A 23,738-nucleotide genomic window follows, 5' to 3' on the forward strand; every position below is an offset into this window, starting at 1 on the left:
GATACCGAGCGCGGCGCTCGCTTAGCGTGTGCCGATCTGCACTTCGATGGCGGCGCCGAGAACCCGATCGTGGCGGCGTTGCCCGACGTCATTTGCTTGCCTTTGGAAACGATCGATGGGGCGAGCGATGCGCTGGCGTTGCTTTTCAACGAAGCATTCGGCAATAACTGCGGTCGGCACGCGATGGTCGACCGGCTGTTCGAGATTGTTTTGATTCAATTGCTTCGCCATCTGATGGAGACCGATCAGATCCAAAGCGGGATGCTGGCCGGCATGGCACACGCCAAATTGCGGAAGGCATTGGTGGCCATGCATGAAGCGCCTGCGAAGGAGTGGACGCTGGATGCGTTGGCTGATGTCGCCGGTATGTCGCGCAGTGTGTTCGCCGCGACCTTTCGAAGTATCGTTCAGTGCACACCCGGCAACTATCTGCAAAGCTGGCGCGTCGGGCTGGCTCGGCGGGCATTGCGCCAAGGCAGATCGTTGAAGGCGATCGCGATCGAAATCGGTTATGGAAGCGAAGCGGCGTTGTCGCGGGCCTTCAAAGCGCAATGTGGCGTGTCGCCGAGGGAGTGGCGGCAGGCGCACCATGCCGCCACTCCCTCTCACAGCGATTCTTGAGCATCAAAATAGATGGCGGCCCAAGCACTACGCCATCGCCCTTGAAACAGTTCAGTCGCCACCCGATCAACGGCGGCAGTCGCGGCCGCTGGACCGATCGCCTCAGCGCTCCTCGTCAGCCCGCAACTTCGGCGTGAAACGAAACCCGCACGATAGAGCCGGACGCGGCGGTGCTGCGCAGCTCGAGCTGTGCATCGGCCAGCCGCGCCCGCTCGGCCATGCCTTGAAGTCCATAGGAATAGCCGCCGCGCGCAGCATCGACATCGAAGCCGCGGCCGTCGTCCTCGACGGTTAACAAGATGACCTCTCCGGTCGTGTCGAGCACGATTTCGACGTGCGATGCGTCGGCGTGACGCGCCACGTTCGTCAGCGCCTCCTGCGCAATTCGGAACACGGCCGTCGCGCGCGTATCGGAGAGCGCCGGTTCGGCGCCTTGCACCTGCAATCCGCACGAGATCGTGCCGTGCCGCGAAAAGTCATCGGCGAGCCACTCGAGCGCGGAGACGAGGCCGAAGTTCAGCGCCGCCGGCCGCAGGTGGTTCGCCATCGGCTTGGGCCGCGGCGACCGCCGAACCATCTTGCAAACGGCGTAGTACGGCATTCGCTTCCAAGCCGCCTTCGGACGCAATCTTCTCAATGGTGGCGTGGTCGGACAGGCTTTGACCGTTCTCATAGAACTGGTCGAGCTCGACTTATTCGTCGGCGATCGGGCGGTCAACTTGGTAGAAGCACGCATCGACTTGGCAATCCGCATCAGCACCCGCGTGGACCCTGGATTGGTCGCGCGTAAGCTGGCCGTCTGCCACTCAATCCTCTGCGCTTCGCCTGCCTGCTAGTAAGACGCGCTACACGATCGTGCAAGCTTCGTCGAATTCCAACCGAGGACTCCGCGAAAATAGACCGGATGGATCGCCATAGCCGAGACAGCAAAGAAAATTGACACGCAAGGACGTGCCTTCGAAGAACAGCGAATTGATGGCTCCTGCATCGAATCCCGACAACGGTCCGCAGTCGAGCCCCAGCATTCGCGCCGCGAGAATGAAGTAACCGCCCTGCAGCGAGCTGTTTCTGAAGCACGTCTCCTCTGCGAGCTGCGGTCGATCCCGAAAGAGATCGCCCGCATTCGGACGATGTGGAAACAGCTTCGGTAGTTGCTCGTAGAACGCCGTGTCGTGAGCGATGATCGCAACAACGGGGGCCGTACGAACTTTCTCTGCATTGCCGGGCAAAACGGCCGACAGCAACCGTGCACGAGCCTGCGTCGAGCGCACGAACCTCACCCTCATGGGCGAGCAATTCATACTCGTCGGCCCCCACTTGGCGAGTTCGTATACCTCACGCAGCAATTCGTCGGATACCGGGCGCGGGAGCCAAGCGTTCTGACTTCGCGCATGCGTCAACAATTGCTCGCGAGTACGGCTATCCAGCGGCGCCGTCGCAGGCGCGAACGCCAATTCAGCGGGACTCACAACGCCGCCCCAATCTGCTGACGGCTAGCGCCCACCATGAAAAACGCCACGACCGCGGGCGCATCGCTCTTGTTGCGCCACGCATGCCGCGTGCCCTGCTGCACGACGACATCCGTTGGGCGTAGCAACGTCTCGTTTCCATCATCGACCTCCAGCCAAACTTCGCCTGACATCACGATCGCGTAATCGACCGTATCGGTCCTGTGCATCCCCGGGCATTCGGGCTCGAACGTCCGCGCGAGGTCAGGCATCCGTGCAACGCACTCCTCGCCGGCCGCGACGGGATCGAAGCCCGGCGCGCTCATCACGCTGTCAGGCGGAAACGTGACGATCAAAAGACTCGTGCCGCCCACAGGAGGCACTAAATTGATCTGCCCTTCCGTAGGATCCGCATGGCCAGCGGAAAAAACGGGCGAAGGCGGTGTCGTCCAGATCTGGGCGAATGCGTGTCCGGGAATCGCCTCAAAGTTAACGGTACGCGGCGTTGGGCCATCGGAAACCACCACGGAGCGGCCATTGTTGTCGTGACCGGTTACCACTCGTCGGATAGCCATGAATACACTCGATGCAAGAGATGAGGAAAGGCGCCGCGCCTGGCCGTAGCAATACCGCGCCGCCAATCCCTTGTCGCAGCGGCAAGCTCCACGACACGCGCAGCGGCAACGACACCGAAAGTAAGACCACGACCAGGCGCTTACGCCATGCTCAAGGGCAAATCACGTAATTGCTGAAGCCGCCGTTGCGATTCTCGATGCCGCCGAGTGCGGTGTTGATGTCTTCGAGCTTGAACGTGCAATGCTCGAACACCGACAAATCGACAACGCCCGACTCCACCATATCGGCCATCTCCTGCCCCTGCCCGGCCGTAAACCAAGCCGAACCGCTGAAGCGCTGATCGTTATCCATCATGTAGTGCAGGTTAATCGGGACTTCACCCGCCACGGCGCCGATGTTGATCAGATGGCCGCCGCGCCGCATCGTCTTCAACGTCTCGCGCAGCGTTTCTTGCGGCGCGCCCGGTCCCAATGCGTCGATGACAGCATCGACGCCCGCACCTTGCGTCACGCGCGCCGCCCATTCGCTGACCGAACCGTCATCGAGCGACATCACTTCGATACGGTCCGGCGCCAGCGCTTTGACCCGCTGCAGCAGCTCGCGGTTGCGCGCCGTACCGAGGATCTTCTTCGCCCCCATCGCGAGTCCAAAGAGCGCAACGCCAAGGCCCAGTGTTCCGCTGATGCCGCTCACAAGAATCGTGCTGCTCGGCCCGACTTCCGCCTTTTTCAATGCGCGATAAGCCGTGCCCAGGTAGCCGAAGCGCGCGGCCGTTTCATGACTGAGGTTGTCCGGAATGCTCACGAGGCTGTATTGCGGTGCCGTCATGTACTCGCACAGACCGCCGTACGGATAATCGTCAAAAATCGCCTGCGAGCGTTGGCTGAATCCAAAGTAGCCGTTGAACGTGTAGTACGGGCAAGCCGTCGTCTCGCCGGATCGGCAAGCGCGGCACCCGCCGCAATAGCGCGCGGGGTTCACGTAGACACGATCGCCCGGCTTGAACGCATGCACCTGGCTGCCGACCTCTTCGATCACCCCTGTCGCATCGAGACCGAAGATCGCCGGCAGCTTCGGCAACGGGAGATGAGGAAACCACTTCTCCCAATTGCTGAGGACGTTGCCCAGGTTCGGCACGATGCCGCATGCCTTCACTTTCACGAGCACATCGGTCGGGCGCGGCGACGGAACCGGAATATCCTCCACCACCATCGGCTCGCCTACGTGGTGCATGCGCGCCGCCCGCATCGTCTTCGTCGTCATCGTTTGTCTCCTGTTTATCGATAAGTGCACGATATTTATTTTTGTGCACAAAACAAATCAGCGTTTACCTGGACGCTACCGCAGGCCATCAAGGCCCTTCACTTCCGATGCCTGCAATCCGCCTAGCCGAGCATGAACACGCCCGCCCGTCGCCATGGCCAGCGCAAAGGCGATTTCATTACGACGCGGGCCGTCCCACACCGTGACCTCGCACGTTCCGAAGTGACTGCGGACGTAAGAAGCTTGAATATGGCCGAGCGGAACCATCAGACGTGTTCCCACTCCACCGATCGTCTTGGCCGACGGCACGATCGCCTTCGGGCCGCCCAATGTTTCCCGCATGGCCCAGCCGCCCGCCTCATGCCAAACCGCGCCATGTTCAAGTTCGCCGTCTTCGCCGACGATCGCCCCCTTCCCGTACGCCTGCACGTTCGATGTGCCGCCCAGCTGGGCGACGAGACGCGACGACAGATCCGTCCCGAGCTGCCGCAGCTCGCTCATGAACGGCAACAGATCGGGCTCGTACCGTCCCGCGTAAGGGTTCGTGACGATCGCCGTCGCCACGGCCACCCGCAATGGCTCGCCAAGCCGCTCACCGCCTTCGTGCCAGACCTCTTCGACATCCAGCTTGACCTTTCTTACATTCACTAGCGACATCCGCTGCTCCGAGGAAATGGTTGTATCGATGACTTCGGCTACCCACCGGGTGCCCTCTCGCACACCGGTGCTTGCATTATATCCATCGCCGTGTAATATGCATAAAAATATCTTTTATGCCCATAGGAGCGAACATATGAAACTGGTCTCGTACCGACATCAAGACCAAGCGGGATTCGGCGCAGTCAAGGGTGAAGGCGTCGTCGATCTCGCGAAGCGGCTGCCGGCGGTCGCCGATCTCGCGGCGCTCGTCTCGAATGCGGCCGCGCTGGATGAAGCGCGACGGCTCGTCAATGCGGCAGTGGCCAGCGACTTCCCGCTTGCGGCGGTCGAGCTCGAGCCCGTGATTCCCCGTCCGAACAAAATCATTTGCGTCGGGATCAACTATGTTGCGCACGCCGCCGAGGCGGGACGCACCGTCGGACAGTACCCGGTCATCTTTCATCGCTTCGCGCAAACGCTCGTTGCGCACGGCGCACCGATCATCCGCCCGCGCGTGTCCGATCATTTCGATTTCGAAGCGGAGCTTGCGGTCGTGATCGGTCAAGGCGGTTCGCACATCAAAGCGGAAGACGCGATGGACCACGTCGCCGGCTATACCTGCTTCAACGACGCGAGCGTGCGTGATTGGCAGTTTCATACGCACCAGTACGGGATGGGAAAAAACTTCCGCGGCACGGGCTCGCTCGGCCCGTGGCTCGTCACAGCGGACGAAATCCCCGACTACCGAACGCTTTCGATCGAGGGCTTGCTCAACGGCGAACACATGCAGACGGGCCAGCTCTCCGAGCTCGCATTCGACATCCCGGCGCTGATCGCCTACGTCTCGCAGGCCCTCGACTGGCAACCGGGCGATATTCTGGCTACGGGCACCCCGAGCGGAATCGGCTTCAAGCGTCAGCCACCGGTCTTCCTCAAGCCCGGCGATACGTTCGACGTCGTCATTCCTGGCGTCGGCACGCTGTCGAATCCCGTCGCAGACGAAGCGTGAAAACGTGGACGTGTGAATACCGAACATCTGAATAAAACGCCAACGAGACATCCGGAGACAGCCATGGCAGCCTTGCCGAAAATTCAATTCACGCACTGCGGGATTTTTTGCAGCGACCTCGAGATGATGGTCGACTACTACCGGAAATTCCTGGGCTTCGTCATCAGCGACAGGGGTGTCGCCTCGACCGGCCATCGTCTGTACTTCATGACGCAGGATCCCGAGATTCATCATCAACTCGTCCTCTTCGACGGAAAACCGACCGACCTGCCGTTCAACCCCGTCAATCAGTTGTCGCTGCTGCTCGATTCGCTTGGCGATTTGCAGTCGTACTACCAGCGAGCGGTCAAAGCCGGGGTGAAAGGGATCGAGCAAGTCGACCATGGCAACGCCTGGTCGATCTATTTCAAGGATCCCGAGGGCAACCCGATCGAGTTGTACGTGGACAGCCCGTTCTTCACCGCACAACCGTGCCGCGAACCGCTCGACCTCGATCTGTCGATCGACGCAATCCTGAAGCAGACCGAAGCCATGTGTCTGCGCCGTCCCGGCTTCTTGTCGCGTGACGCCTGGATTGCCGAAATGCGCGAGCGGATTGCCGCCCAGCGCGTGGCATTCGATGCTTAAGTCCCACCGGGTCCTCACATGAAGCGCAATTTCATCGGCGGCCAGTGGCGCGAAAGCGTCGCATCCCGCAACAACATCAATCCCTCAGACCTGGACGACGTCATCGGGGAATATGCTCAGGCCGACGCCGACGACGCGCGAGCAGCCATCGACGCGGCACGTGCTGCGCAAGCAGCATGGGCGCATAGCGGCATCCAGGCACGGTCAAACTCACTCGATTTCATCGGCGCCGAACTGTTGGCGAGGCAAACCGAACTCGGCACGTTACTGTCACGCGAGGAAGGCAAGACACTCGCCGAAGGGATGGCGGAGGTGGCTCGCGCCGGACAAATTTTCAAATTCTTCGCCGGAGAAGTGCTCCGCACGGGTGGGGAAAAACTGCCGTCCGTTCGTCCACTCGTCGACGTCGAAGTCACACGCGAGCCGGTCGGCGTCGTCGGCATCATCACGCCCTGGAATTTCCCGATCGCCATTCCAGCGTGGAAAATCGCGCCCGCGCTCGCCTACGGCAACTGCGTGGTATTCAAGCCCGCCGATCTCGTACCCGCATCGGCATGGGCACTGGCCGAGATCATTTCGCGCAGCGGGATTCCCGCAGGCGTGTTTAACCTGGTGATGGGGCGCGGCAGCGTCGTCGGCAATGCGATCGTCGCCTCCCCCGACGTGAATGCGATGTCGTTCACAGGCTCGGTCGAAACCGGACGCACGCTGTTGCAACGCGGGGCTCAGCAATTCAAACGCATGCAGCTCGAAATGGGCGGCAAGAACCCGCTCGTCGTACTCGACGATGCGGATCTCGACATCGCAATCGATTGCGCGGTTCAGGGTGCCTACTATTCGACAGGACAACGGTGCACCGCCTCCTCCCGCTTCATCGTGCAAAAGGGGATTTATTCACGGTTCGTTTCTCGTCTGACGGAAGCCGTGGAAGCGCTACGAGTCGGCCATGCGCTCGATCCGCAGACGCAGATCGGCCCCGTTGTCGACGAGTCGCAGTTACGCCACGACGAGGACTACCTGAACATCGGCAAGGGCGAAGGCGCGAAGCTCGCCTGCGGCGGGCAGCGCCTCAAGAGAGAGACCCGCGGCCACTTCCTGTCGCCTGCGCTGTTTGTCGATGCCACACCGAGAATGCGCATTGCACGGGAAGAGATCTTCGGCCCGATTGCATGCGCCATCGCCGTGGACAGTTACGAAGAAGCGCTCGACGTCGCGAACGACAGTCCGTTCGGGCTTTCGTCAGGCATCTGCACGACTTCGCTGAAACACGCGACGCATTTCAAGCGACATGTGAAGAGCGGGATGACGATGGTGAACGTGCCGACCGCCGGCGTCGACTATCACGTGCCATTTGGCGGGACGAAGGCGTCGAGCTACGGCCCACGCGAACAAGGCGCGTATGCGGTCGATTTCTTCACGACCGTCAAAACCGCTTACACGAAGGCATACTTCGATTAATAGACGCGCCGGCCAGGACGGCCGGCGCCTTGCAAGCGCCGCCACGCTCGCGCTTGCGAAACAGCATTCCATAAGGAGGAGACGTGGATTTCGATTTGATCATCGTCGGGCTCGGGCCAGTTGGCGCAGTAGCGGCCAATCTGGCTGGCGAAGCCGGGCTGCGCACGCTCGTGCTCGAAAAGTCCCTGACGATCTTCGATAAGCCGCGCGCCATGGGCTTCGATCAGGAAATCATGAGGATCCTCGGCGATCTCGGACTCGCCGACAAAATCGCACCGTACGTGATGCCCTATCGGCCGTCCGAATATCGCACGACGGATTCGAGCGTGATTCGCCGTATCGAGGCAGCCGAACCGCCGTTCCAACTTGGCTGGGCACCCAACTACGTGTTCATGCAGCCGCAGATCGAGCGGATCCTGCGCGACAATCTCGCCCGCTTCCCCTCGGTGACGATCAAGCTCGGCGCACAAGTCGAGGCCGTCACGTCGGGTGAGGACGGGGCATCGGTTACGGTCGTCGAGCCACCAAGCGGGCCGAATGAGTCGAATGGGCCGAATTCGCCAACGGTGCCGCGCACCTACCGATCGCACTATGTGCTGGCGTGCGACGGCGGAGCCAGCCCGATTCGCATGGGGCTCGGCTTGGAAATGGAAGACCTCGCCTTCGACGAACCATGGCTCGTGGTCGACGTCGTCCTCAAGGAGGGATGCGGCACGACCCTCCCGGCCACCAATGTCCAATATTGCGAAATCGAACGTCCTTGCACGTTCGTGGTCGGTCCCGGGCAGGTTCGGCGCTGGGAATTCATGATCAATGCCGACGAAACGCCGGCGCAGGTGATGGAACCGGCATTTGTTCGCCGGCTCATCTCACGCTGGCTCGACGAAAGCGAATACGACATCTGGCGTGCCTCGTCGTATCGTTTCCACGCCCTGGTCCTGCGCCAATGGCGATCGGATCGCGTATTTTTCCTCGGCGATGCCGCGCACATGACGCCGCCGTTCCTGGCACAGGGAATGTGCCAAGGGATTCGCGATGCGGCCAACCTCGTCTGGAAGCTCGACCTTGTGAGCCGGGGTGCGGCCAGCCCCGACCTGCTCGACACCTATCAGGAAGAACGGCTACCGCATGTGAAGCAGACCACGCTCGTCACCAAATCGCTCGGCAAGCTGATATGCGAGCGCGATCCGGCAGCGGCACGCGAGCGGGACAAACGCTTACTCGAAGAAATGGCGGCTAATCCGCGCGGGACCGTCCGGCAATCGTTGATTCCCGGGCTAAGCAGCGGCCTCCTGTCCGCATCGAATGACATCCCGTGCGGTCAATTGTTTCCTCAACCCCTCGTCAAAACGCGGGACGGCCGCCAATGCCTGCTCGACGAAGCAACCGGGATGTCGTTTCGCATCGTCGTCGAGGGTGACACCGATCCAGCCATCATCGAGCGCATGGTCGAGGAATGGCGTGCATTGAGCGATATTCCGTTGCAGTGGGTCGTGATTGGGACAGCGCCGCTTACGTCTGACGCGCCGTCGTATGCCTATCAGGATGTCGATGGCGTACTCGTCAGCTGGATGCAACGGCATGATTTTGCCGCTGTCATCGTGCGGCCCGATCATTATGTGTACGGAGCCTGCCGCAAAGCGGAAGACGCAGTCGCGATGATCCGTGAGTTGTCCGCTGCGCTGCGAGCAGGCAAAGCACACGAAAATCCGACAGCCGCTGCTTGCGCTTGATCGACAGTACAACGACAGTACAACCCACGCAGCGCGAGTGGCCGGTGGCCCTCGCGCTTTTTTTGTTTCTGCTGGCGAACATTTCGATCTTGCATACGCTCGCATTTTGCGCATAAAATCCATCTCATCGACAAATCCGTAGCTAACCCATCCACGCCCATGGAATCGACACCCGCTTCGAACGGTGTACCGTTGATCGACGTCGCCTTCGCCCGGATGAAGACGTCCATCATCCGCTGCGAACTCGCGCCCGGTACCCGGCTCAAGGTTGAAAGCCTGTCCAAGGCATACGGACTGAGCAGTTCGCCGATCCGCGAAGCCTTGAACCGGCTCGCGCAAGACGGCATCGTCCAAGCGACGGAAAACCGCGGGTTCTGGGTCGCGCCCATCAGCATCGACGATTTCAAGGACATCACGCGGGTACGCGTGTTGCTTGAGCTCGAGGCACTTAGCGATTCGATCGCGCATGGCGACGAAGAATGGGAAGTGGCGGTGCTCACGGCTTTTCATCGGCTGAGCCTTGCGGAAAAGCGCCTTGGCTCAGGCCCCGTCGCGCTGGACGACGATTGGTCTGAACGTCATCGCGCCTATCACATGGCGTTGTTATCGGCGACACCCAGCGCGCTACTCTCGAATATGGTCGGCTCGCTTTTCGATCGCGCCGAACGCTATCGCCGCTACTCCGCACGGCATCGAACGGAAGAGCGCCATAAAAACAGCGAACATGAAGCGCTCATGAAGGCGGCGATCGATCGAGACACGGAAAAAGCGACGCGTCTGCTGCGCAAGCATATCGAAGGGACATTGACTCGTGTCGCGGGCGCGCTGGAGCGCCAATTGGCGTCTGTCCAATAAGCAAACGCCGCGCGGGTCATCAACCGCGCGGCGCTTGCCTCGTAGCGATAACGGCAAGGCAAGGCATGGCCTTTCCTTGCCGTTATCCGCGTCCTCAGAACACCGTTTGCATGCCAATCCGGCCGATGAACTGCGAGCGCCCGTTCGACGGACCGAACGTCCCGTTGATGACTGCGTTGGCGCCCGAGTTGGTCAACTGATAGGCACCCTGCATATACACCGCGGTACGTTTGGACAGAAAATACTTGGCAACGGCGCCGAGTTGATGTGCGTGATTGTGATCCACTCCCGCGTTGCCCCACATGTAGGTATAGGCGAGGCTTGTCGAAAAGGCCGCTGTAAAGCGATAGAGTGCGCCGACTTCCGCAGCGTTCACCGCAGCGCCGTTCTGCGTGTTGCGCGTGTTGGTGAAGAGCGCCGTCAACAGCAGCTTCTGCCCGTTGTATTTCGCCCCGACACCGAAATTGCGAATGCTGTCGCCGAGCATCGCCGCATAACGGACGTCCGTGTAGGCTGCACCGAATGCAAACGGGCCGGTCGTATAGCTCGCACCGAAGCTGTCCGCACTATTCTGACGAAAATCACCCGCTGTACCGCCAAAGGCATACATGCCGCCGAACCGCAGCCCACCGAAGAGCGGGCTTGTGTATTTGACCGAATTATTCAACGGCGTGTCGCCGTTCATACGATCGAAATCGAATGCCTCGTCCGGCGGTGAATCGGGGATCCCCAGCTTGGCGAATGGGCCATCGCGGAACTGATAAAAGCCACCGCCATACATCGCCATATCGGCGCCGACATCCGCAAACAGCGTGTCGACCATGAAGTCGTATTGGCGCCCGAGCGTGAGCTTGCCGTACCGATCGTTATCGATGCCCACCCATGCATTGCGCGCGAACAGCCCGACTCCCGAGCCACTGCCATTCGACTTCTGAGAAACGAGCGTTCCATTCAGAGAGAACTGTGTCGTCAACTGAAAGATCGCCCGGGTACCGTTACCGAGGTCTTCCGTACCCTTGAACCCCATCAGGTTCGGCAGCGCGATGCCGTCGTCCATTCTCCATGCGGAATGCCCTCCGATATTGCTGATGTAGGACACCCCTGCATCGAGCAAGCCCCAGAGCGTCACGCTGCTTTGAGCGTGCGCACTCGGCACGATGCCCGCACACGTTCCCACTGCGACTGTCGCCGCAGCCATGATGCGCTTCTTCACTCTCGTCTCCTCCGATCGTATTGCCTGGATGATATTTACCGCACAAATCAACAAACAATCCACGTTATATGTTTTTATGCATATTCCACCAAAACAGCTGTGCTGGTCAATGCCGCTGTGGGCAAATCGTGCTCAGTGTTTACGCGTGTGTGCGTTGCGGAGGACGACAGGGGGACTGAACTTGCAGGAGAAAAAGCGAAAGCGAGAGCGAGAGGCGTGTCACATCGCGAGCAGAGGGCAAGGGCCTCGCATAGGTGGTGACCACGATGAGGAATGAGACGGGATGAGGGCGAAGGGGAAACGCTATGACACGCTGCGTTTTGCTGCAGGACCGGCTATGTCACGACATCCATCATGCCGTGGCAGTACGCGCTCGGCACCGAAGGTGCGAGTTCGAGTGAGACCAGTGTCCTGTCCCGTAAGTTCTTTGATAAATGAAATTGTCCATTTGGCCGTCAGGCCAGAAGCGAGGAGGCGCCATAGCCGTAGCTATGGCAACGACGAGCGACGCCGCCTGGCGGTCAAATGGGCGATTTCATATCAAAGGAACTTGCGGGACAGGGCACTAGCAGGAATGAAAATCGCTATGAGGCTGCTGCTCGAGTTGAGAAATGCCGGAACGCGTCCTGCACGTTCGTGACCGTTCGGTAGAACGTCCCAGTCCACGCCGATCGGCTTCGTCCTTGGCCGCTCGTATTGCGTCGTAGAAGGTCCGCTCGGTGGCAACGCGTGTTCGATCGACGTTCACCACCCAGCTATCGAACATGTAGCGCCAGCGGATTCGGCGTTCCTCCAGCAACGCGGAGAACCACCGCCAGACTGACGCGTCCTCGGCATTGACAGCAGCGGCTGCGTTGGCGCGAACGCGTTGCATGGCGTCCATCGGATTACGCTCGTAACAGGACACCGGGCCCATTTTCGATCGACATGTCGGTGCCCTGCTCACGCCCGGGCATCGGAATAATCGTAGAAGCCACGCCCGCTCTTTCGTCCAAGATAGCCTGCGTCGACCATCTCCCTGAGCAACGGCGCAGGCCGATACTTCGGATCGTTGAAATCACGGCACAGCACGTCCATGATCGCCAGCGTCGTATCCAAGCCAATGAGGTCAGCCAATGCGAGCGGCCCGATCGGGTGATTCGCCCCGAGCGTCATTCCGGCGTCGATCTGCTCGGCACTCGCGAGCCCTTCGTGCAGCGCGAAAATCGCTTCGTTGATCATCGGCACGAGAATGCGGTTGACCACGAAGCCCGGCGAGTTCTTCACGTCGACCGGCGTCTTGCCAATGCGCTTTGCGAACCCGATTACCGTATCGAACGTCGAATCGTTCGTCTGCAAGCCACGAATGACTTCCACGAGTTCCATGACGGGTACGGGGTTGAAGAAATGCAGCCCCAGAAAGCGGCCAGGGTCAGCCAGCACGGCCCCGAGTTTCGTGACCGATACCGATGACGTATTCGTCGCGATGATGGCATCGGGCCGAACGATGCCATCGAGCGCCTTGAGAATGTCTTGCTTGATTTGTAAACGCTCGGTCGCAGCCTCGATGACCAGCTCGCAGTCAGCGAAATCGTGCATATCGACACTTCCGCGCACTCGCGCGCGCATCGAACCAGCCTCGGCGTCCGAGAGGGTTCCCTTCGACACCATGCGTCGCAAGCCTGACTCGACACCGAGCAATCCGCGCTGTATCGCTTCGTCGCCGATGTCGTTGAGGATGACGTTCAATCCGGCGACGGCGCAGACCTGTGCGATGCCTCGCCCCATTTGTCCTGCGCCGACAATTCCTACCGTCTGTACGTTCATATGGCTTTCTTCGTACGCAAAGCGTCGATCTCCATCGCGGTCGCCGCCAACCAATCCGACAACACCGCTTCCGTATGCTGCCCGAGCGTCGGCGGCGCGTTCCGATACTGCACCGGCGACTCCGACAGTCGAATCGGATTCGCGACGAGCGCGACGTCCTGCGCCAACGGATGCGGCATCTCGACGCGGGTGCCGCGGGCTTGCACGTGAGGATCCGCGAATACACGGTCGAGCGTGTTGATCGGGCCGCACGGCACGCCCGCCGCTTCCATCGCCGCCACCCATTCGTCGGTCGTACGGCGCACCGTCTCGCCGTGAATCAACGCGATCAGTTCACGCCTGTACTTCACGCGCTGCGGGTTCGTGGCGAACCGTTCGTCGCTGGACCATTCCGGTTTGCCTAGCGTCTTGCACAAGTTCGCAAACTGACTGTCGTTGCCGACAGCTACGATCATGTATCCATCGGCTGTCGGAAACTCCTGATACGGCACGATGTTGGGGTGCGCATTGCCCATGCGTTGAGGCACGACACCACCCACGAGATAGTTTGCCGCCTGATTCGCGAGGCACGCGATTTGCACGTCGAGTAGGGCAAGATCGATATGCTGGCCCTCACCGGACTGCTCGCGACGCTTCAACGCTGCCAAAACAGCAACCGTCGCATAGAGACCCGTCATGATATCGGTCAGCGCCACGCCGACCTTCATCGGGCCAGCGCCTTCGCTGCCGTCGGGACGGCCGGTCAAGCTCATCAGCCCGCCCATGCCCTGAATCAGAAAGTCATAACCGGCGCGCGACGCGTAAGGGCCGGTCTGGCCAAACCCCGTGATCGAGCAATAGACGAGCCGCGGATTGATCGCTTTGAGGCTGGCATAGTCGAGCCCATACTGGGCCAGGCCGCCCACTTTGAAGTTCTCGAGCACGACATCCGCCTTGCTTGCCAACCGCCGGACCAGGCTCTGCCCCTCCGCACTTGAAATATCGATCGTCACCGATCGTTTATTGCGGTTGGCGCTCAGGTAATAGGCCGATTCGCCCGTCGAATTGCCCTCGGGATCGTTCAACCACGGCGGGCCCCAAGCGCGCGTGTCGTCACCCGCGCCCGGGCGCTCTACCTTGACGACGTCGGCGCCGAGATCGGCCAGCAACTGGCCTGCCCACGGGCCCGCGAGCACGCGGGAAAGATCGAGGACGCGCACGCCCGCCAGCGCGCCCGGTTGCAAGGTATCGTTCATGGCCATCGGCGGCGATTAGAACGCGGCGATGCCGGTCATGGCGCGCCCGAGAATCAGCGCATGGACGTCGTGCGTCCCCTCGTACGTATTGACGACTTCCAGATTCACGAGATGGCGGGCGACGCCAAACTCATCGCTAATGCCGTTTCCGCCGAGCATGTCGCGCGCCATGCGAGCGATGTCGAGCGCCTTGCCGCACGAGTTGCGCTTCATGATCGACGTAATCTCGACGGCGGCCGTCCCTTCATCCTTCATGCGGCCGAGCCGCAAGCAGCCTTGCAGCCCGAGCGTGATTTCGGTTTGCATATCGGCCAGCTTCTTTTGAATCAGTTGGTTCGCCGCGAGCGGCTTGCCGAATTGCTTACGATCGAGCACGTATTGGCGGGCGCGATGCCAGCAATCCTCAGCCGCGCCGAGTGCGCCCCAGGCAATCCCGTAGCGGGCGCTGTTCAAACACGTGAACGGCCCCTTCAAGCCGCGAACTTCGGCGAAAGCGTTTTCTTCCGGGCAGAACACCTCGTCCATGACGATCTCGCCGGTAATCGATGCGCGTAATCCCACCTTGCCGTGAATCGCCGGGGCCGACAGCCCCTTCCAACCTTTTTCGAGCACGAAGCCACGAATCGCGCCTTCGTCGTCTTTCGCCCAGACGACAAACACATCGGCGATCGGGCTGTTCGTGATCCACATCTTGTTGCCGGTCAGTTGGTAGCCGCCCGCCACCTTTCGTGCGCGCGTCACCATGCTGCCGGGATCCGAACCATGATTCGGCTCGGTCAATCCAAAGCAGCCGATCCATTCGCCCGCCGCGAGCTTGGGCAGATATTTCTGTTTGACGGCTTCGCTGCCGAACTCGTTGATCGGCACCATCACAAGCGACGATTGAACGCTCATCATCGAGCGATAGCCCGAATCGACGCGTTCCACTTCGCGCGCAACGACGCCGTAGCTGACATAGTTGAGGCCCGCGCCGCCGTAGGCTTCGGGAATCGTCACGCCAAGCAGCCCGAGGTCCCCCATCTCGCGGAAGATCGCCGGGTCGGTCTGTTCATTGCGGAATGCCTCCAACACGCGCGGTGCCAAGCGCTCCTGGCAGTAGGCCCGCGCCGATTCGGCGACCATCCGCTCCTCGTCGGTCAACTGCTGCGTCAGCAGTAGCGGGTCATCCCATTGAAACGACGAGGACTTGTGCTGTTGGCTCATTTCTGACTCGAGTGGAATTGATCGTGACGTCAATTTACCGCCCGTCCCTTCGCTCGATCAACCGATTTGTTTTCAGCCACCTGTGCGAAAATCGCACAAATCAGTCGCTCGAAGGACAATGCCATGCGCCGAAAGATTCCGTCCACACTTGCCCTGTCCGCATTCGAGGCGGCAGCGCGCCACCAGAGCTTTACGAAAGCGGCCGATGAGCTGGCCGTCACGCAAAGCGCTATCTGCAGACAAATCGGCACACTCGAAGACTTTCTGGGTCTGAAGCTGTTTCGACGCGATCGGCGAGGGGTGGCATTGACTGACGCGGGGCTGGCCTATAGCCGCAAGGTGGCCGCTCGGCTCGATGAGGTGGAACGCGACACCGTCGAATTGATGGGCAGCGGCGGCACCGGGGGCACGATCGAAGTCGCCGTGGTGCCCACATTCGCGACCAAGTGGCTACTGCCACGCATGCCGACGTTCATGGAGGCCCATCCGGACATCACCGTCAACCTCACGACGCGCACGCGCCCGTTTCTGTTCGCAGACACCGATTTCGACGCCGCGCTCTATGCGGGTCCCGCGACATGGCCAGGTACGGGCAGCCGGTTTCTGATGAGAGAAAGTCTCATCGCTGTGTGCAGCCCGAACCTCATTTCACCGCGCCGGAAGCTGAAGGATTCCGACTGGTCGCATTATCGGCTGCTGCAGCAAAGCACGCGGCCCTATGCGTGGCGCGACTGGTTTGCGTCGCGTGGCATGCGGGTCGAAGGCGATATGTCGGGGCCGAAATTCGAGTTGTTCTCGATGCACACGGAAGCGGCCATTCAGGGAATCGGCATCGCGCTGCTGCCTCGCCTGCTGATCGAGGACGAATTGAAGCGTGGCGTTTTGATTCCGATCGCTCAGCATGACTATCTGAGCGACCGGTCGTACTACCTCATTTATCCGGAACAGAAATCGGACAGTGCGCCGCTAGCGGCTTTCCGCGAGTGGATCGACGAGCAGGCGCGGATCTATCGGGAGCCGTTGGGGTTGGGATGAACGCTCTTGTGCACACCCGACAGGGAAACCCGGCCACATCGTTGTTCCCTATCGAACGGTTAACGCAAATTAATTTGATATATCGACTGCGACCCGGTAACGTCTGCCCACAGACTAACAGCAGCCCCCGACCAGGAGATGTCAATGACAACCGAAGCAAAATGTCCTTTTCACCATGTTGCCGGCGCCGGCGCCGCCAATAAGGATTGGTGGCCCAACCAGTTGCGTGTGGACCTGCTGAACCAGCATTCGAACCGGTCGAACCCGCTCGGCCAGCAATTCGACTACGCCGAAGAATTCAAGAAGCTCGACTATCGCGCGTTGAAGGCGGATCTGGTCAAGTTGATGACCGACAGCCAGGACTGGTGGCCGGCCGACTTCGGGCATTACGGGCCGCAGATGGTTCGGATGGCGTGGCATGCGGCGGGCACCTACCGCACGTCGGACGGACGAGGCGGTGGCGGCCGTGGGCAGCAACGCTTTGCCCCGCTGAACTCCTGGCCTGACAACGTCAACATCGACAAGACGCGGCGCCTGTTGTGGCCGATCAAGCAGAAATACGGACAGAAAATCTCCTGGGCAGACCTGTTCATCCTGGCCGGCAACGTGGCGCTCGAATCCATGGGTTTTCGCACGTTCGGCTTCGGGGCGGGACGTGAAGATGTGTGGGAGCCCGATTTCGATGTGAGCTGGGGGGCGGAAACGAAGTGGCTGGCCGATGACAAGCGCTTTACCGGCGATCGCACGCTCGATCGCGAACTGGGCGCGACCCATATGGGCCTGATCTACGTCAATCCCGAAGGCCCCAACGGCAGCGGCGACTACATGGCGGCCGCCAAGGACATCCGCGCCACGTTCAACAACATGGCGATGAACGACGAAGAGATCGTCGCCTTGATCGCCGGCGGACATACATTCGGCAAGGCTCACGGCGCAGCGCCCGAATCGCATAAAGGCCCGGAGCCCGAGGGTGCGCCGATCGAAGCGCAGGGACTCGGCTGGGTCAGCAGCTTCGGCCAAGGTCACGGCAAGGACACCGTATCGAGCGGTCTCGAAGTGACGTGGACCAAAACGCCCGCTTTGTGGAGCAATAACTTCTTCGAGAACCTGTTCAAGTACGAGTGGGAGCTCACGAAGTCGCCGGCCGGCGCCAAGCAGTGGGTGGCGAAGGACGCGCCGGAGATCATTCCCGACGCGCACGTCGCTGGCAAGTTCCACAAGCCCACGATGCTGACAACCGATCTTACGCTGCGCTTCGATCCCGAATTCGGCAAAATCTCGAAGCGCTTCTACGAAGATCCGCAGGCGTTCGCCGACGCGTTCGCACGCGCATGGTTCAAGCTCACGCATCGCGACATGGGTCCGAAGGCGCGCTACTTCGGCCCCGAAGTACCGGCGGAAGATCTGATTTGGCAGGACCCGTTGCCTTCGGCCGAGCACAATCCGACGCCGGCCGACATCGCCGATCTCAAGGCGAAAATTGCTGGGGCGAATCTGTCCGTCGGCGAGCTCGTGTCGGCTGCCTGGGCTTCGGCCAGCACGTTCCGCGGCGGCGATAAGCGCGGCGGCAGCGACGGCGCGCGTCTCGCGCTGGCACCGCAGAAGGACTGGGAAGTCAACGCCCGCGCGGTTGCCGTGCTGCCCAAGCTGGCCGAGATTCAAAAGGCGTCGGGCAAGGCGTCGCTCGCCGATGTGATCGTGCTGGCCGGCTGCGTGGGTGTCGAACTGGCGGCACGCGAAGCGGGCGTGCAAATCGACGTGCCGTTCACGCCGGGCCGCGTCGATGCCCGGCAGGATCAGACCGATATCGAATCGTTCGCGGTGCTCGAGCCGAAGGCCGATGGCTTCCGCAACTATCGGAACGGCAAGGGCGGCGCACCGACGGAAGTGCTGTTGGTCGATCGTGCGCAGTTGCTGACGCTGACGGCCCCCGAGTTGACGGTGCTGGTCGGCGGCCTGCGTGTGCTTGGCGCCAACTTCGACGGCGGGAAACATGGCGTGTTCACGGATAAGATCGGCGTGCTCAGCAACGACTTCTTCCGCAATCTGCTCGATATGAGCACGGTGTGGGCACCGATCGACAGCGATGCCGAAGTTTTCGAAGGCCGGGACCGCAAGACGGGCGCCGTGAAGTTCACGGGCACGCGTAGCGACTTGATCTTCGGCTCGAACTCGGTATTGCGCGCTTATGCCGAGGTTTATGCCAGCGAGGACGGCAAGGAGAAGTTCGTCCAGGACTTCGTCGCGGCTTGGAACAAGGTGATGAACCTTGGCCGATTCGATCTTGCTTGATCGATAGGCGCGTCACATGCGCCGCTTTCGTCGTTCGATGGGCTTCGTCCTTGTGATCTGATCGCGGGGACGGCCCTCAACGTCGAAGGCCTGGCGCGCTGGATACGCCACACCGGAATCTGAGTGCTTGGTTCACCCCGCGGCGGCGTTCGCCGCGGGGCGAAGTCTGTCATCTACCCGCTGCTCACGCCGTCCGCGATCCCCCCATCGACTCTCAGTATCCCCAGGTCTTGAGTTCGAACTCGGGAATCAGCTTCACCTCTTTCAAGACTGCCGTCTGCCCTCCGTCGGAGGCTTTTGGACGGTACGTTTCATCGATATAGACGCGTGCATCGTCGCGCAGAGGCAGCACCGTCAGCGTCAGGGGCGCTGAAAGAACGGATGGCAACTGTTTCAGGCCGATATGCCACGGTAGTCCGTTGTAGAAATCGTCGTCAATAAACGATGTCCCTGCGAACAGCCTGCCTATGTCTCCGACGTACGAGATCGAAAGATAAACGTTGCTGAGGCCCGCCAACGGATTCTCCGGCAACTCGATCTTCCACGCCGCAGCCTTGCCGAAGGTCCCCGGGTACGGCTCGATGGCCGCATTGGCGAGACCACCCATGGCGACCGCCGGCACAGTACCTGCCGGCCGCAGCGGTTCAGCAATGACAGGCAGGTCCGAATGCGGCACAGCCGACGAGTACCACTCGAAGTGCGGGTGGTCACCCTGGCCTGCGGCCACTTTCTCGACGGGAGCGCTACCCGTGAGCGCGTGCGAAGGCGCAGGGAACAATCCGAAATGAAAGCCCGATAGTGAGGTCGTTCTGAGAACGAGCTTTCCCGCTTCCACGAATGGCTGACCCTCCGCGAGTACGAGCTGACGACGTCCGCCCACATCAACGATGGAAAGCTTTTCGGCCTGATCATTCGACAGCATCAAAATTCGAGCGATCGCCCCCGCCTTTGATCGCACTTGAACCATCGCGCCGGGTTGCAGTGTCACACGACTTGGCTCAGAAACGTTCGATAACGCGAGATCGCTATCTGCGTGTTCGATCGTAGCCTCTGGAGCAAAGGAAAACTCGGCGGAGATTCCCTTGATTTCATGAAACACGAAGACTGGGCCATCACGCGTATCCACCTTCGTCACCGGTTGCGCGGTCGCATACTGGAGCACCACGCCTTGAAGGTCCATCTCGACAGGCCAGATGAAGTATGCGCCGGTCGGAATGGTGATCGGCGCTGACGGCACCCTGACCGTCTCGTTCGCGAGCTTGACCGAGAAGCGGACGTCCTTTTGCGGCGCCATTTCGTATTGGCGCACGTAATTATTGACGAAGAGGAAGGCGCTGTTGCCATTCGACCGCAGCGAGAATCTCGGCGACTTAAGGTCGGCCACCGACTGCGGCATGACATCCGGCTCGGACACCCTCATCGGCGCAAGATCTTGCCCCCACTCATCCAGGAAGGCATGCACGGGCCGGATCTTGCCGAGAACGGCATGAGGCTCGCCGTTGGCGCCGAATGGGGCCTGGAAGTCATAGTTGATCGTCGGCAAATCATTGTAGCCGCCGGATGCGGTGGATTCCTGCAGGTGGAGCTCACCGGGAGGATTCCGTCCCCCGTGGTACATGTAGTAACCGTAGAGGTTCACGCCGGACCCAATCTGCACCGGCAGCATGGCACCGATGTCGTCAGGGGCAACAACGGGGCGACGACGATACATGGCAGGCAGACCACCCGCGTATTCGGCGCCGAGGAACGGTGTGTGCGCAACGACTTTATCTGCGTCGCCAGCCGTTGGGTTCGTGGTCTGTGCACCCAGATTGCCGCCGACCCGATTTGTGAAACGAAAGGCATAGGTTTCCGACGGCGGGTGCATCTTGTCGTCGATCCCCCACGGCTCGTCCGGATATCCACCAAACACAGGTGTCACTTCGCGATGCGGGAATACGGTGTTGTCCCAGCCGGTCACGGTATAGAGCGGAACATCGAGCCCGGCCGCCAGTGCGAGCTTCTTGAGCGACGCGATATGGCCTGCCCCCTGGAGCGGACCGGTCAGGTTGTACTCGTTCTCCAACTGAATACCGATGACCGGGCCACCATCCTTCCACCATTGCCCCTGAAGCTGCCTGCCGATCTGATCGTAATAGCGCTTCACATACTCCATGTACACCGGGTCGTCGGATCGAGTGGGCATCTGGCCGACGATCCATGCGGGGGTACCGCCATAGCGAACTTCTCCATGCGTCCATGGCCCAATTCGGGCGAATGCGTACATACCGTGTTTCGCGCATAGCTCGACGAATTTTTTCAGGTCCTTGCCTTCGGACCACTCGAACTGGCCGTTTTGAGGCTCATGGTGACTCCAGATCACGTACATCGCCACGATCTTGACACCGGACGCTTTTATTTTCGCGAGCTCGGTGTCCCACTGATCCGGCGGGACGCGCGAATAGTGGATTTCGCCCATGACGGGGAGCCAAGGCTTGCCATCCTTAACCAGATACTGGTTATTGACCGTGAGCGTCTGGCCGTCCGGCGCCTGCGATGTGCCCATCTCCAACCATCCGGTCTCTGGCGCCGAAGGTGTCGCCGAACCGTCGACCGTCAGGTCGGTCGTCAAGGCCGTCACAGCGCCCGCGGCGGCGGCAACAGCGGGTACAGCAACGCCGTCTGCGATGAGCGGCTGTATCGACAGCGAACCGGTCTGCTTTTCCATGTCGTCTACGTATCCGTTGATTCTCTCGGCGCCGCCGAGTGGCGAGCAGACGGGAGGCTAGTCCGATCGATTCGAGATCGTCAACGTTTTGGGACGATGTTTCTATAAATGGGAAACGACACAGCATCGCTATATCAAGAGCGTTTCGCGTTCGACGTCGTGATTGGGCAACATGGCGTGAAATCGGTTCTTTCGGCAGGTGGCCGAAAGCGTCGCTCCACGCAAGGACGTCAAGCCGCGTGTTGCGCACGGACGTTTTCAGTGGGGCTGCACCGTAGCTTGCACGGCCGCAAGCGGCAAGGTGGCAGTTAGCGTGAAGCCCGCCCCCGATGCCGTAACAATCTGAAGGTCGCCGCCGAGCCGCGCGACACGCTCGCGCAGCCCGATAAGGCCGAGCGAATTGCGTCTGACGCGTGTTTCGGTCGCGGCGCCATGGCCGTTGTCGGCGATGCGCATGACGCAATGCGGATCCTCGCGAACGATGTCCAGCTGCACCACGGTCGCCCCCGAATGGCGGGCCACATTGGTCATGGCCTCTTGAACGATACGATAGACGGTGGTCGCGCTCTCGCGATTGAAGTCGATCCCGCCTACATCGATGTTCGTGACGACGCGCAGCTTGTGACGCCCAGAGAACTGGTTGACGAGCCACTCGATGGCGGGAACGAGACCGAGATCGTCAAGCATGACGGGCCGCAGGTCCGCCGCGATCCGCCGCACCGATTCGACCATCTGATCGATCGACACATACACGCCCTGCAAGGCTTGCGCGGGCGACGGCGGCACTACGCCGCCCAGCGTTTGCTCGGCCAGCGCCACCAGCATCTTCAATGCGACGAGCTGCTGCCCCAGCTCATCGTGCAATTCGCGCGCGATGCGCGTCTTTTCTTCTTCGCGCACCTGTTGGACGTGACCGGAGAGCCGACGCAGCTCTTCGCGCGACAGCCGCAGCGCCTCGGTTCTTGCGCGCAATTCGTCCTCCGCGCGTTTGCGGCGCTGGATATCCTCCAGGACCGAAATGAAATAGTCTGGCTTGCCGGTCTCCTCACGCACCAGTGCAACTGTCAGGTTGATCCATATCGGGCTGCCATCCTTCTGCAAATAGCGCTTTTCCAGCGTGTAGGTGTCGAGCTGTCCCTCGAGCATCTGATGCATTTGCGCGAGGTCGGTGTCGAGATCGTCCGCATGCGTGATGTCCTGAAAGGTCAGCGACAACAGTTCCTCCCTCGTGTAGCCGACGATATCGCACAGTTTCTGGTTGACTCGCAACCATCGGCCGTCCGGGCCAACATGTGCAATGCCCACAGCCGCCTGTTCGAACGTTGCACGGAAACGTTTCTCACTGTCGCGCAGCGACTGGACTGCCCGCTCGAGTTCGGCGCCGCGTTGGCGCAACTCGTCGTTTGCCCGCCTGAGCGAGCTGGCCAAGCTGCGGGTGTTGAACCCGAGGAAGACCAGCGTTCCGATCAGCACGGTGAACGAACTCGTCGATACCAACAGGGCGAGCCAGTTCGCGTCGAGCTTGCCGGCGGCACGACAGATACTTCCCGCCTCGAAGTTCGCCGCGTCCATGCCGGTGTAGTGCATACCGGTGATTGCCAGTCCCATGAATATCGCGGAGCCCAGACGCTTGAAGACGAAGCTTTGCTGCTCGGGTGTGCGCAGCGTGAAGGCGATCCACAGTGCGGCGATCGACGCGGCTATTGCGATGGCAACCGACGCGATCACGATCCAGAACGTATAGCGAATCGGCGGAAACATCTGCATCGCCGCCATGCCCGTGTAGTGCATGCCGGCGATTCCCAGGCCCATGAGCGTCCCCGCGGCACCGAGGCGGGCACGGGAAAGTGCCCCCCGCGTCACTGTGATCAACGCCAGAAATGAAACCACTATCGCAATCAGCAGCGAAGCCGCCGTGGTTGAAAGATCGTACCCGACAGGGATCGGTAGGGAGAAAGCCAGCATGCCGATAAAGTGCATGGACCAGATGCCGATCCCCATTGCGATGGCGCCACCCA

Annotated in this window: 19 protein-coding genes; 8 read left to right on the forward strand and 11 right to left on the reverse strand. The window is 60.9% G+C overall.

Annotated features, from left to right (window positions below):
- On the forward strand, window positions 1-621 hold a 621-nt coding region (locus tag ACTHL0_RS14410; RefSeq protein WP_440567454.1), incomplete at its 5' end, for a helix-turn-helix domain-containing protein.
- A 115-nt stretch (window positions 622-736) separates the two neighbouring features.
- Here the strand turns inward: ACTHL0_RS14410 and ACTHL0_RS14415 are convergent.
- The 5 genes from ACTHL0_RS14415 to ACTHL0_RS14435 form a co-directional block, all read right to left on the reverse strand.
- Entirely contained in the window at window positions 737-1,168 is a 432-nt protein-coding gene (locus ACTHL0_RS14415) for a sensor histidine kinase (RefSeq protein ID WP_440567456.1), read from the reverse strand.
- A 298-nt stretch (window positions 1,169-1,466) separates the two neighbouring features.
- The gene (locus ACTHL0_RS14420; protein ID WP_440567482.1) at window positions 1,467-2,048 is read right to left on the reverse strand and encodes a malonic semialdehyde reductase; all 582 of its coding nucleotides are present in this window, start codon (window positions 2,046-2,048) and stop codon (window positions 1,467-1,469) included.
- Between the two features lie 38 nt (window positions 2,049-2,086).
- On the reverse strand, window positions 2,087-2,644 hold the full coding sequence (locus tag ACTHL0_RS14425) for a cupin domain-containing protein (protein WP_440567457.1): 558 nt from the start codon (window positions 2,642-2,644) through the stop codon (window positions 2,087-2,089).
- Window positions 2,645-2,795: 151 nt separating this feature from the next.
- Complete coding sequence (locus tag ACTHL0_RS14430) at window positions 2,796-3,908, reverse strand: alcohol dehydrogenase catalytic domain-containing protein (RefSeq protein WP_440567459.1); 1,113 nt, start codon at window positions 3,906-3,908, stop codon at window positions 2,796-2,798.
- Window positions 3,909-3,983: 75 nt separating this feature from the next.
- Complete coding sequence (locus ACTHL0_RS14435; protein ID WP_440567461.1) at window positions 3,984-4,565, reverse strand: amino acid synthesis family protein; 582 nt, start codon at window positions 4,563-4,565, stop codon at window positions 3,984-3,986.
- Between the two features lie 136 nt (window positions 4,566-4,701).
- Here ACTHL0_RS14435 and ACTHL0_RS14440 point away from each other — a divergent pair, with 136 nt between their 5' ends.
- The 5 genes from ACTHL0_RS14440 (at window position 4,702) to ACTHL0_RS14460 (ending at window position 10,229) form a co-directional block, all read left to right on the forward strand.
- A complete protein-coding gene (locus tag ACTHL0_RS14440; protein WP_440567462.1) occupies window positions 4,702-5,556 on the forward strand; it encodes a fumarylacetoacetate hydrolase family protein in 855 nt (284 codons plus the stop codon).
- A gap of 63 nt (window positions 5,557-5,619) precedes the next feature.
- The gene (locus ACTHL0_RS14445; RefSeq protein ID WP_440567463.1) at window positions 5,620-6,183 is read left to right on the forward strand and encodes a VOC family protein; all 564 of its coding nucleotides are present in this window, start codon (window positions 5,620-5,622) and stop codon (window positions 6,181-6,183) included.
- A gap of 18 nt (window positions 6,184-6,201) precedes the next feature.
- On the forward strand, window positions 6,202-7,641 hold the full coding sequence (locus tag ACTHL0_RS14450) for an aldehyde dehydrogenase family protein (protein WP_440567465.1): 1,440 nt from the start codon (window positions 6,202-6,204) through the stop codon (window positions 7,639-7,641).
- Window positions 7,642-7,724: 83 nt separating this feature from the next.
- The gene (locus ACTHL0_RS14455; protein ID WP_440567466.1) at window positions 7,725-9,374 is read left to right on the forward strand and encodes a bifunctional 3-(3-hydroxy-phenyl)propionate/3-hydroxycinnamic acid hydroxylase; all 1,650 of its coding nucleotides are present in this window, start codon (window positions 7,725-7,727) and stop codon (window positions 9,372-9,374) included.
- A 159-nt stretch (window positions 9,375-9,533) separates the two neighbouring features.
- The gene (locus ACTHL0_RS14460; RefSeq protein WP_440567468.1) at window positions 9,534-10,229 is read left to right on the forward strand and encodes a GntR family transcriptional regulator; all 696 of its coding nucleotides are present in this window, start codon (window positions 9,534-9,536) and stop codon (window positions 10,227-10,229) included.
- Between the two features lie 94 nt (window positions 10,230-10,323).
- Here ACTHL0_RS14460 and ACTHL0_RS14465 read toward each other — a convergent pair whose 3' ends face one another.
- From ACTHL0_RS14465 to ACTHL0_RS14480, 4 genes are all read right to left on the reverse strand, one after another.
- Window positions 10,324-11,442 carry a porin gene (locus ACTHL0_RS14465; RefSeq protein WP_440567470.1) on the reverse strand — a complete coding sequence of 373 codons (1,119 nt, stop codon included), beginning with the start codon at window positions 11,440-11,442 and terminating at the stop codon, window positions 10,324-10,326.
- 942 nt (window positions 11,443-12,384) lie between these two features.
- A complete protein-coding gene (locus tag ACTHL0_RS14470; protein WP_440567471.1) occupies window positions 12,385-13,248 on the reverse strand; it encodes a 3-hydroxybutyryl-CoA dehydrogenase in 864 nt (287 codons plus the stop codon).
- Entirely contained in the window at window positions 13,245-14,483 is a 1,239-nt protein-coding gene (locus ACTHL0_RS14475; RefSeq protein WP_440567472.1) for a CaiB/BaiF CoA transferase family protein, read from the reverse strand. Before ACTHL0_RS14475 ends, ACTHL0_RS14470 begins: the two co-directional genes overlap by 4 nt.
- 15 nt (window positions 14,484-14,498) lie before the next feature.
- Window positions 14,499-15,686 (reverse strand): acyl-CoA dehydrogenase, encoded by a 1,188-nt coding sequence (locus ACTHL0_RS14480; protein WP_440567474.1) that lies wholly within the window; start codon window positions 15,684-15,686, stop codon window positions 14,499-14,501.
- A 123-nt stretch (window positions 15,687-15,809) separates the two neighbouring features.
- Here ACTHL0_RS14480 and ACTHL0_RS14485 point away from each other — a divergent pair, with 123 nt between their 5' ends.
- Together ACTHL0_RS14485 and katG are read left to right on the forward strand one after the other, a co-directional pair.
- Window positions 15,810-16,721 (forward strand): LysR substrate-binding domain-containing protein, encoded by a 912-nt coding sequence (locus ACTHL0_RS14485; RefSeq protein WP_440567476.1) that lies wholly within the window; start codon window positions 15,810-15,812, stop codon window positions 16,719-16,721.
- A gap of 144 nt (window positions 16,722-16,865) precedes the next feature.
- Entirely contained in the window at window positions 16,866-19,013 is a 2,148-nt protein-coding gene (katG, locus tag ACTHL0_RS14490; RefSeq protein ID WP_440567477.1) for a catalase/peroxidase HPI, read from the forward strand.
- Between the two features lie 214 nt (window positions 19,014-19,227).
- On the opposite strand, the gene ACTHL0_RS14495 is transcribed toward katG, so the two are convergent.
- Window positions 19,228-21,720, reverse strand: a complete 2,493-nt coding sequence (locus ACTHL0_RS14495; RefSeq protein WP_440567479.1) for a beta-galactosidase — start codon at window positions 21,718-21,720, stop codon at window positions 19,228-19,230.
- A gap of 258 nt (window positions 21,721-21,978) precedes the next feature.
- On the reverse strand, window positions 21,979-23,738 hold a 1,760-nt coding region (locus ACTHL0_RS14500), incomplete at its 5' end, for an MHYT domain-containing protein (protein ID WP_440567481.1).

Origin of the sequence: Trinickia sp. (genome assembly GCF_051961175.1) — a bacterium.
Taxonomy (GTDB): domain Bacteria; phylum Pseudomonadota; class Gammaproteobacteria; order Burkholderiales; family Burkholderiaceae; genus Trinickia.

Coding starts and splice junctions, on each gene's coding strand:
- ACTHL0_RS14415 (WP_440567456.1), bottom strand. CDS start 1,168: ATGGCGAACCACCTGCGGCCGGCGGCGCTGAACTTCGGCCTCGTCTCC.
- ACTHL0_RS14425 (WP_440567457.1), bottom strand. CDS start 2,644: ATGGCTATCCGACGAGTGGTAACCGGTCACGACAACAATGGCCGCTCC.
- ACTHL0_RS14430 (WP_440567459.1), bottom strand. CDS start 3,908: ATGACGACGAAGACGATGCGGGCGGCGCGCATGCACCACGTAGGCGAG.
- ACTHL0_RS14435 (WP_440567461.1), bottom strand. CDS start 4,565: ATGTCGCTAGTGAATGTAAGAAAGGTCAAGCTGGATGTCGAAGAGGTC.
- ACTHL0_RS14440 (WP_440567462.1), top strand. CDS start 4,702: ATGAAACTGGTCTCGTACCGACATCAAGACCAAGCGGGATTCGGCGCA.
- ACTHL0_RS14445 (WP_440567463.1), top strand. CDS start 5,620: ATGGCAGCCTTGCCGAAAATTCAATTCACGCACTGCGGGATTTTTTGC.
- ACTHL0_RS14450 (WP_440567465.1), top strand. CDS start 6,202: ATGAAGCGCAATTTCATCGGCGGCCAGTGGCGCGAAAGCGTCGCATCC.
- ACTHL0_RS14460 (WP_440567468.1), top strand. CDS start 9,534: ATGGAATCGACACCCGCTTCGAACGGTGTACCGTTGATCGACGTCGCC.
- ACTHL0_RS14470 (WP_440567471.1), bottom strand. CDS start 13,248: ATGAACGTACAGACGGTAGGAATTGTCGGCGCAGGACAAATGGGGCGA.
- ACTHL0_RS14475 (WP_440567472.1), bottom strand. CDS start 14,483: ATGAACGATACCTTGCAACCGGGCGCGCTGGCGGGCGTGCGCGTCCTC.
- ACTHL0_RS14480 (WP_440567474.1), bottom strand. CDS start 15,686: ATGAGCCAACAGCACAAGTCCTCGTCGTTTCAATGGGATGACCCGCTA.
- ACTHL0_RS14485 (WP_440567476.1), top strand. CDS start 15,810: ATGCGCCGAAAGATTCCGTCCACACTTGCCCTGTCCGCATTCGAGGCG.
- katG (WP_440567477.1), top strand. CDS start 16,866: ATGACAACCGAAGCAAAATGTCCTTTTCACCATGTTGCCGGCGCCGGC.
- ACTHL0_RS14495 (WP_440567479.1), bottom strand. CDS start 21,720: ATGGAAAAGCAGACCGGTTCGCTGTCGATACAGCCGCTCATCGCAGAC.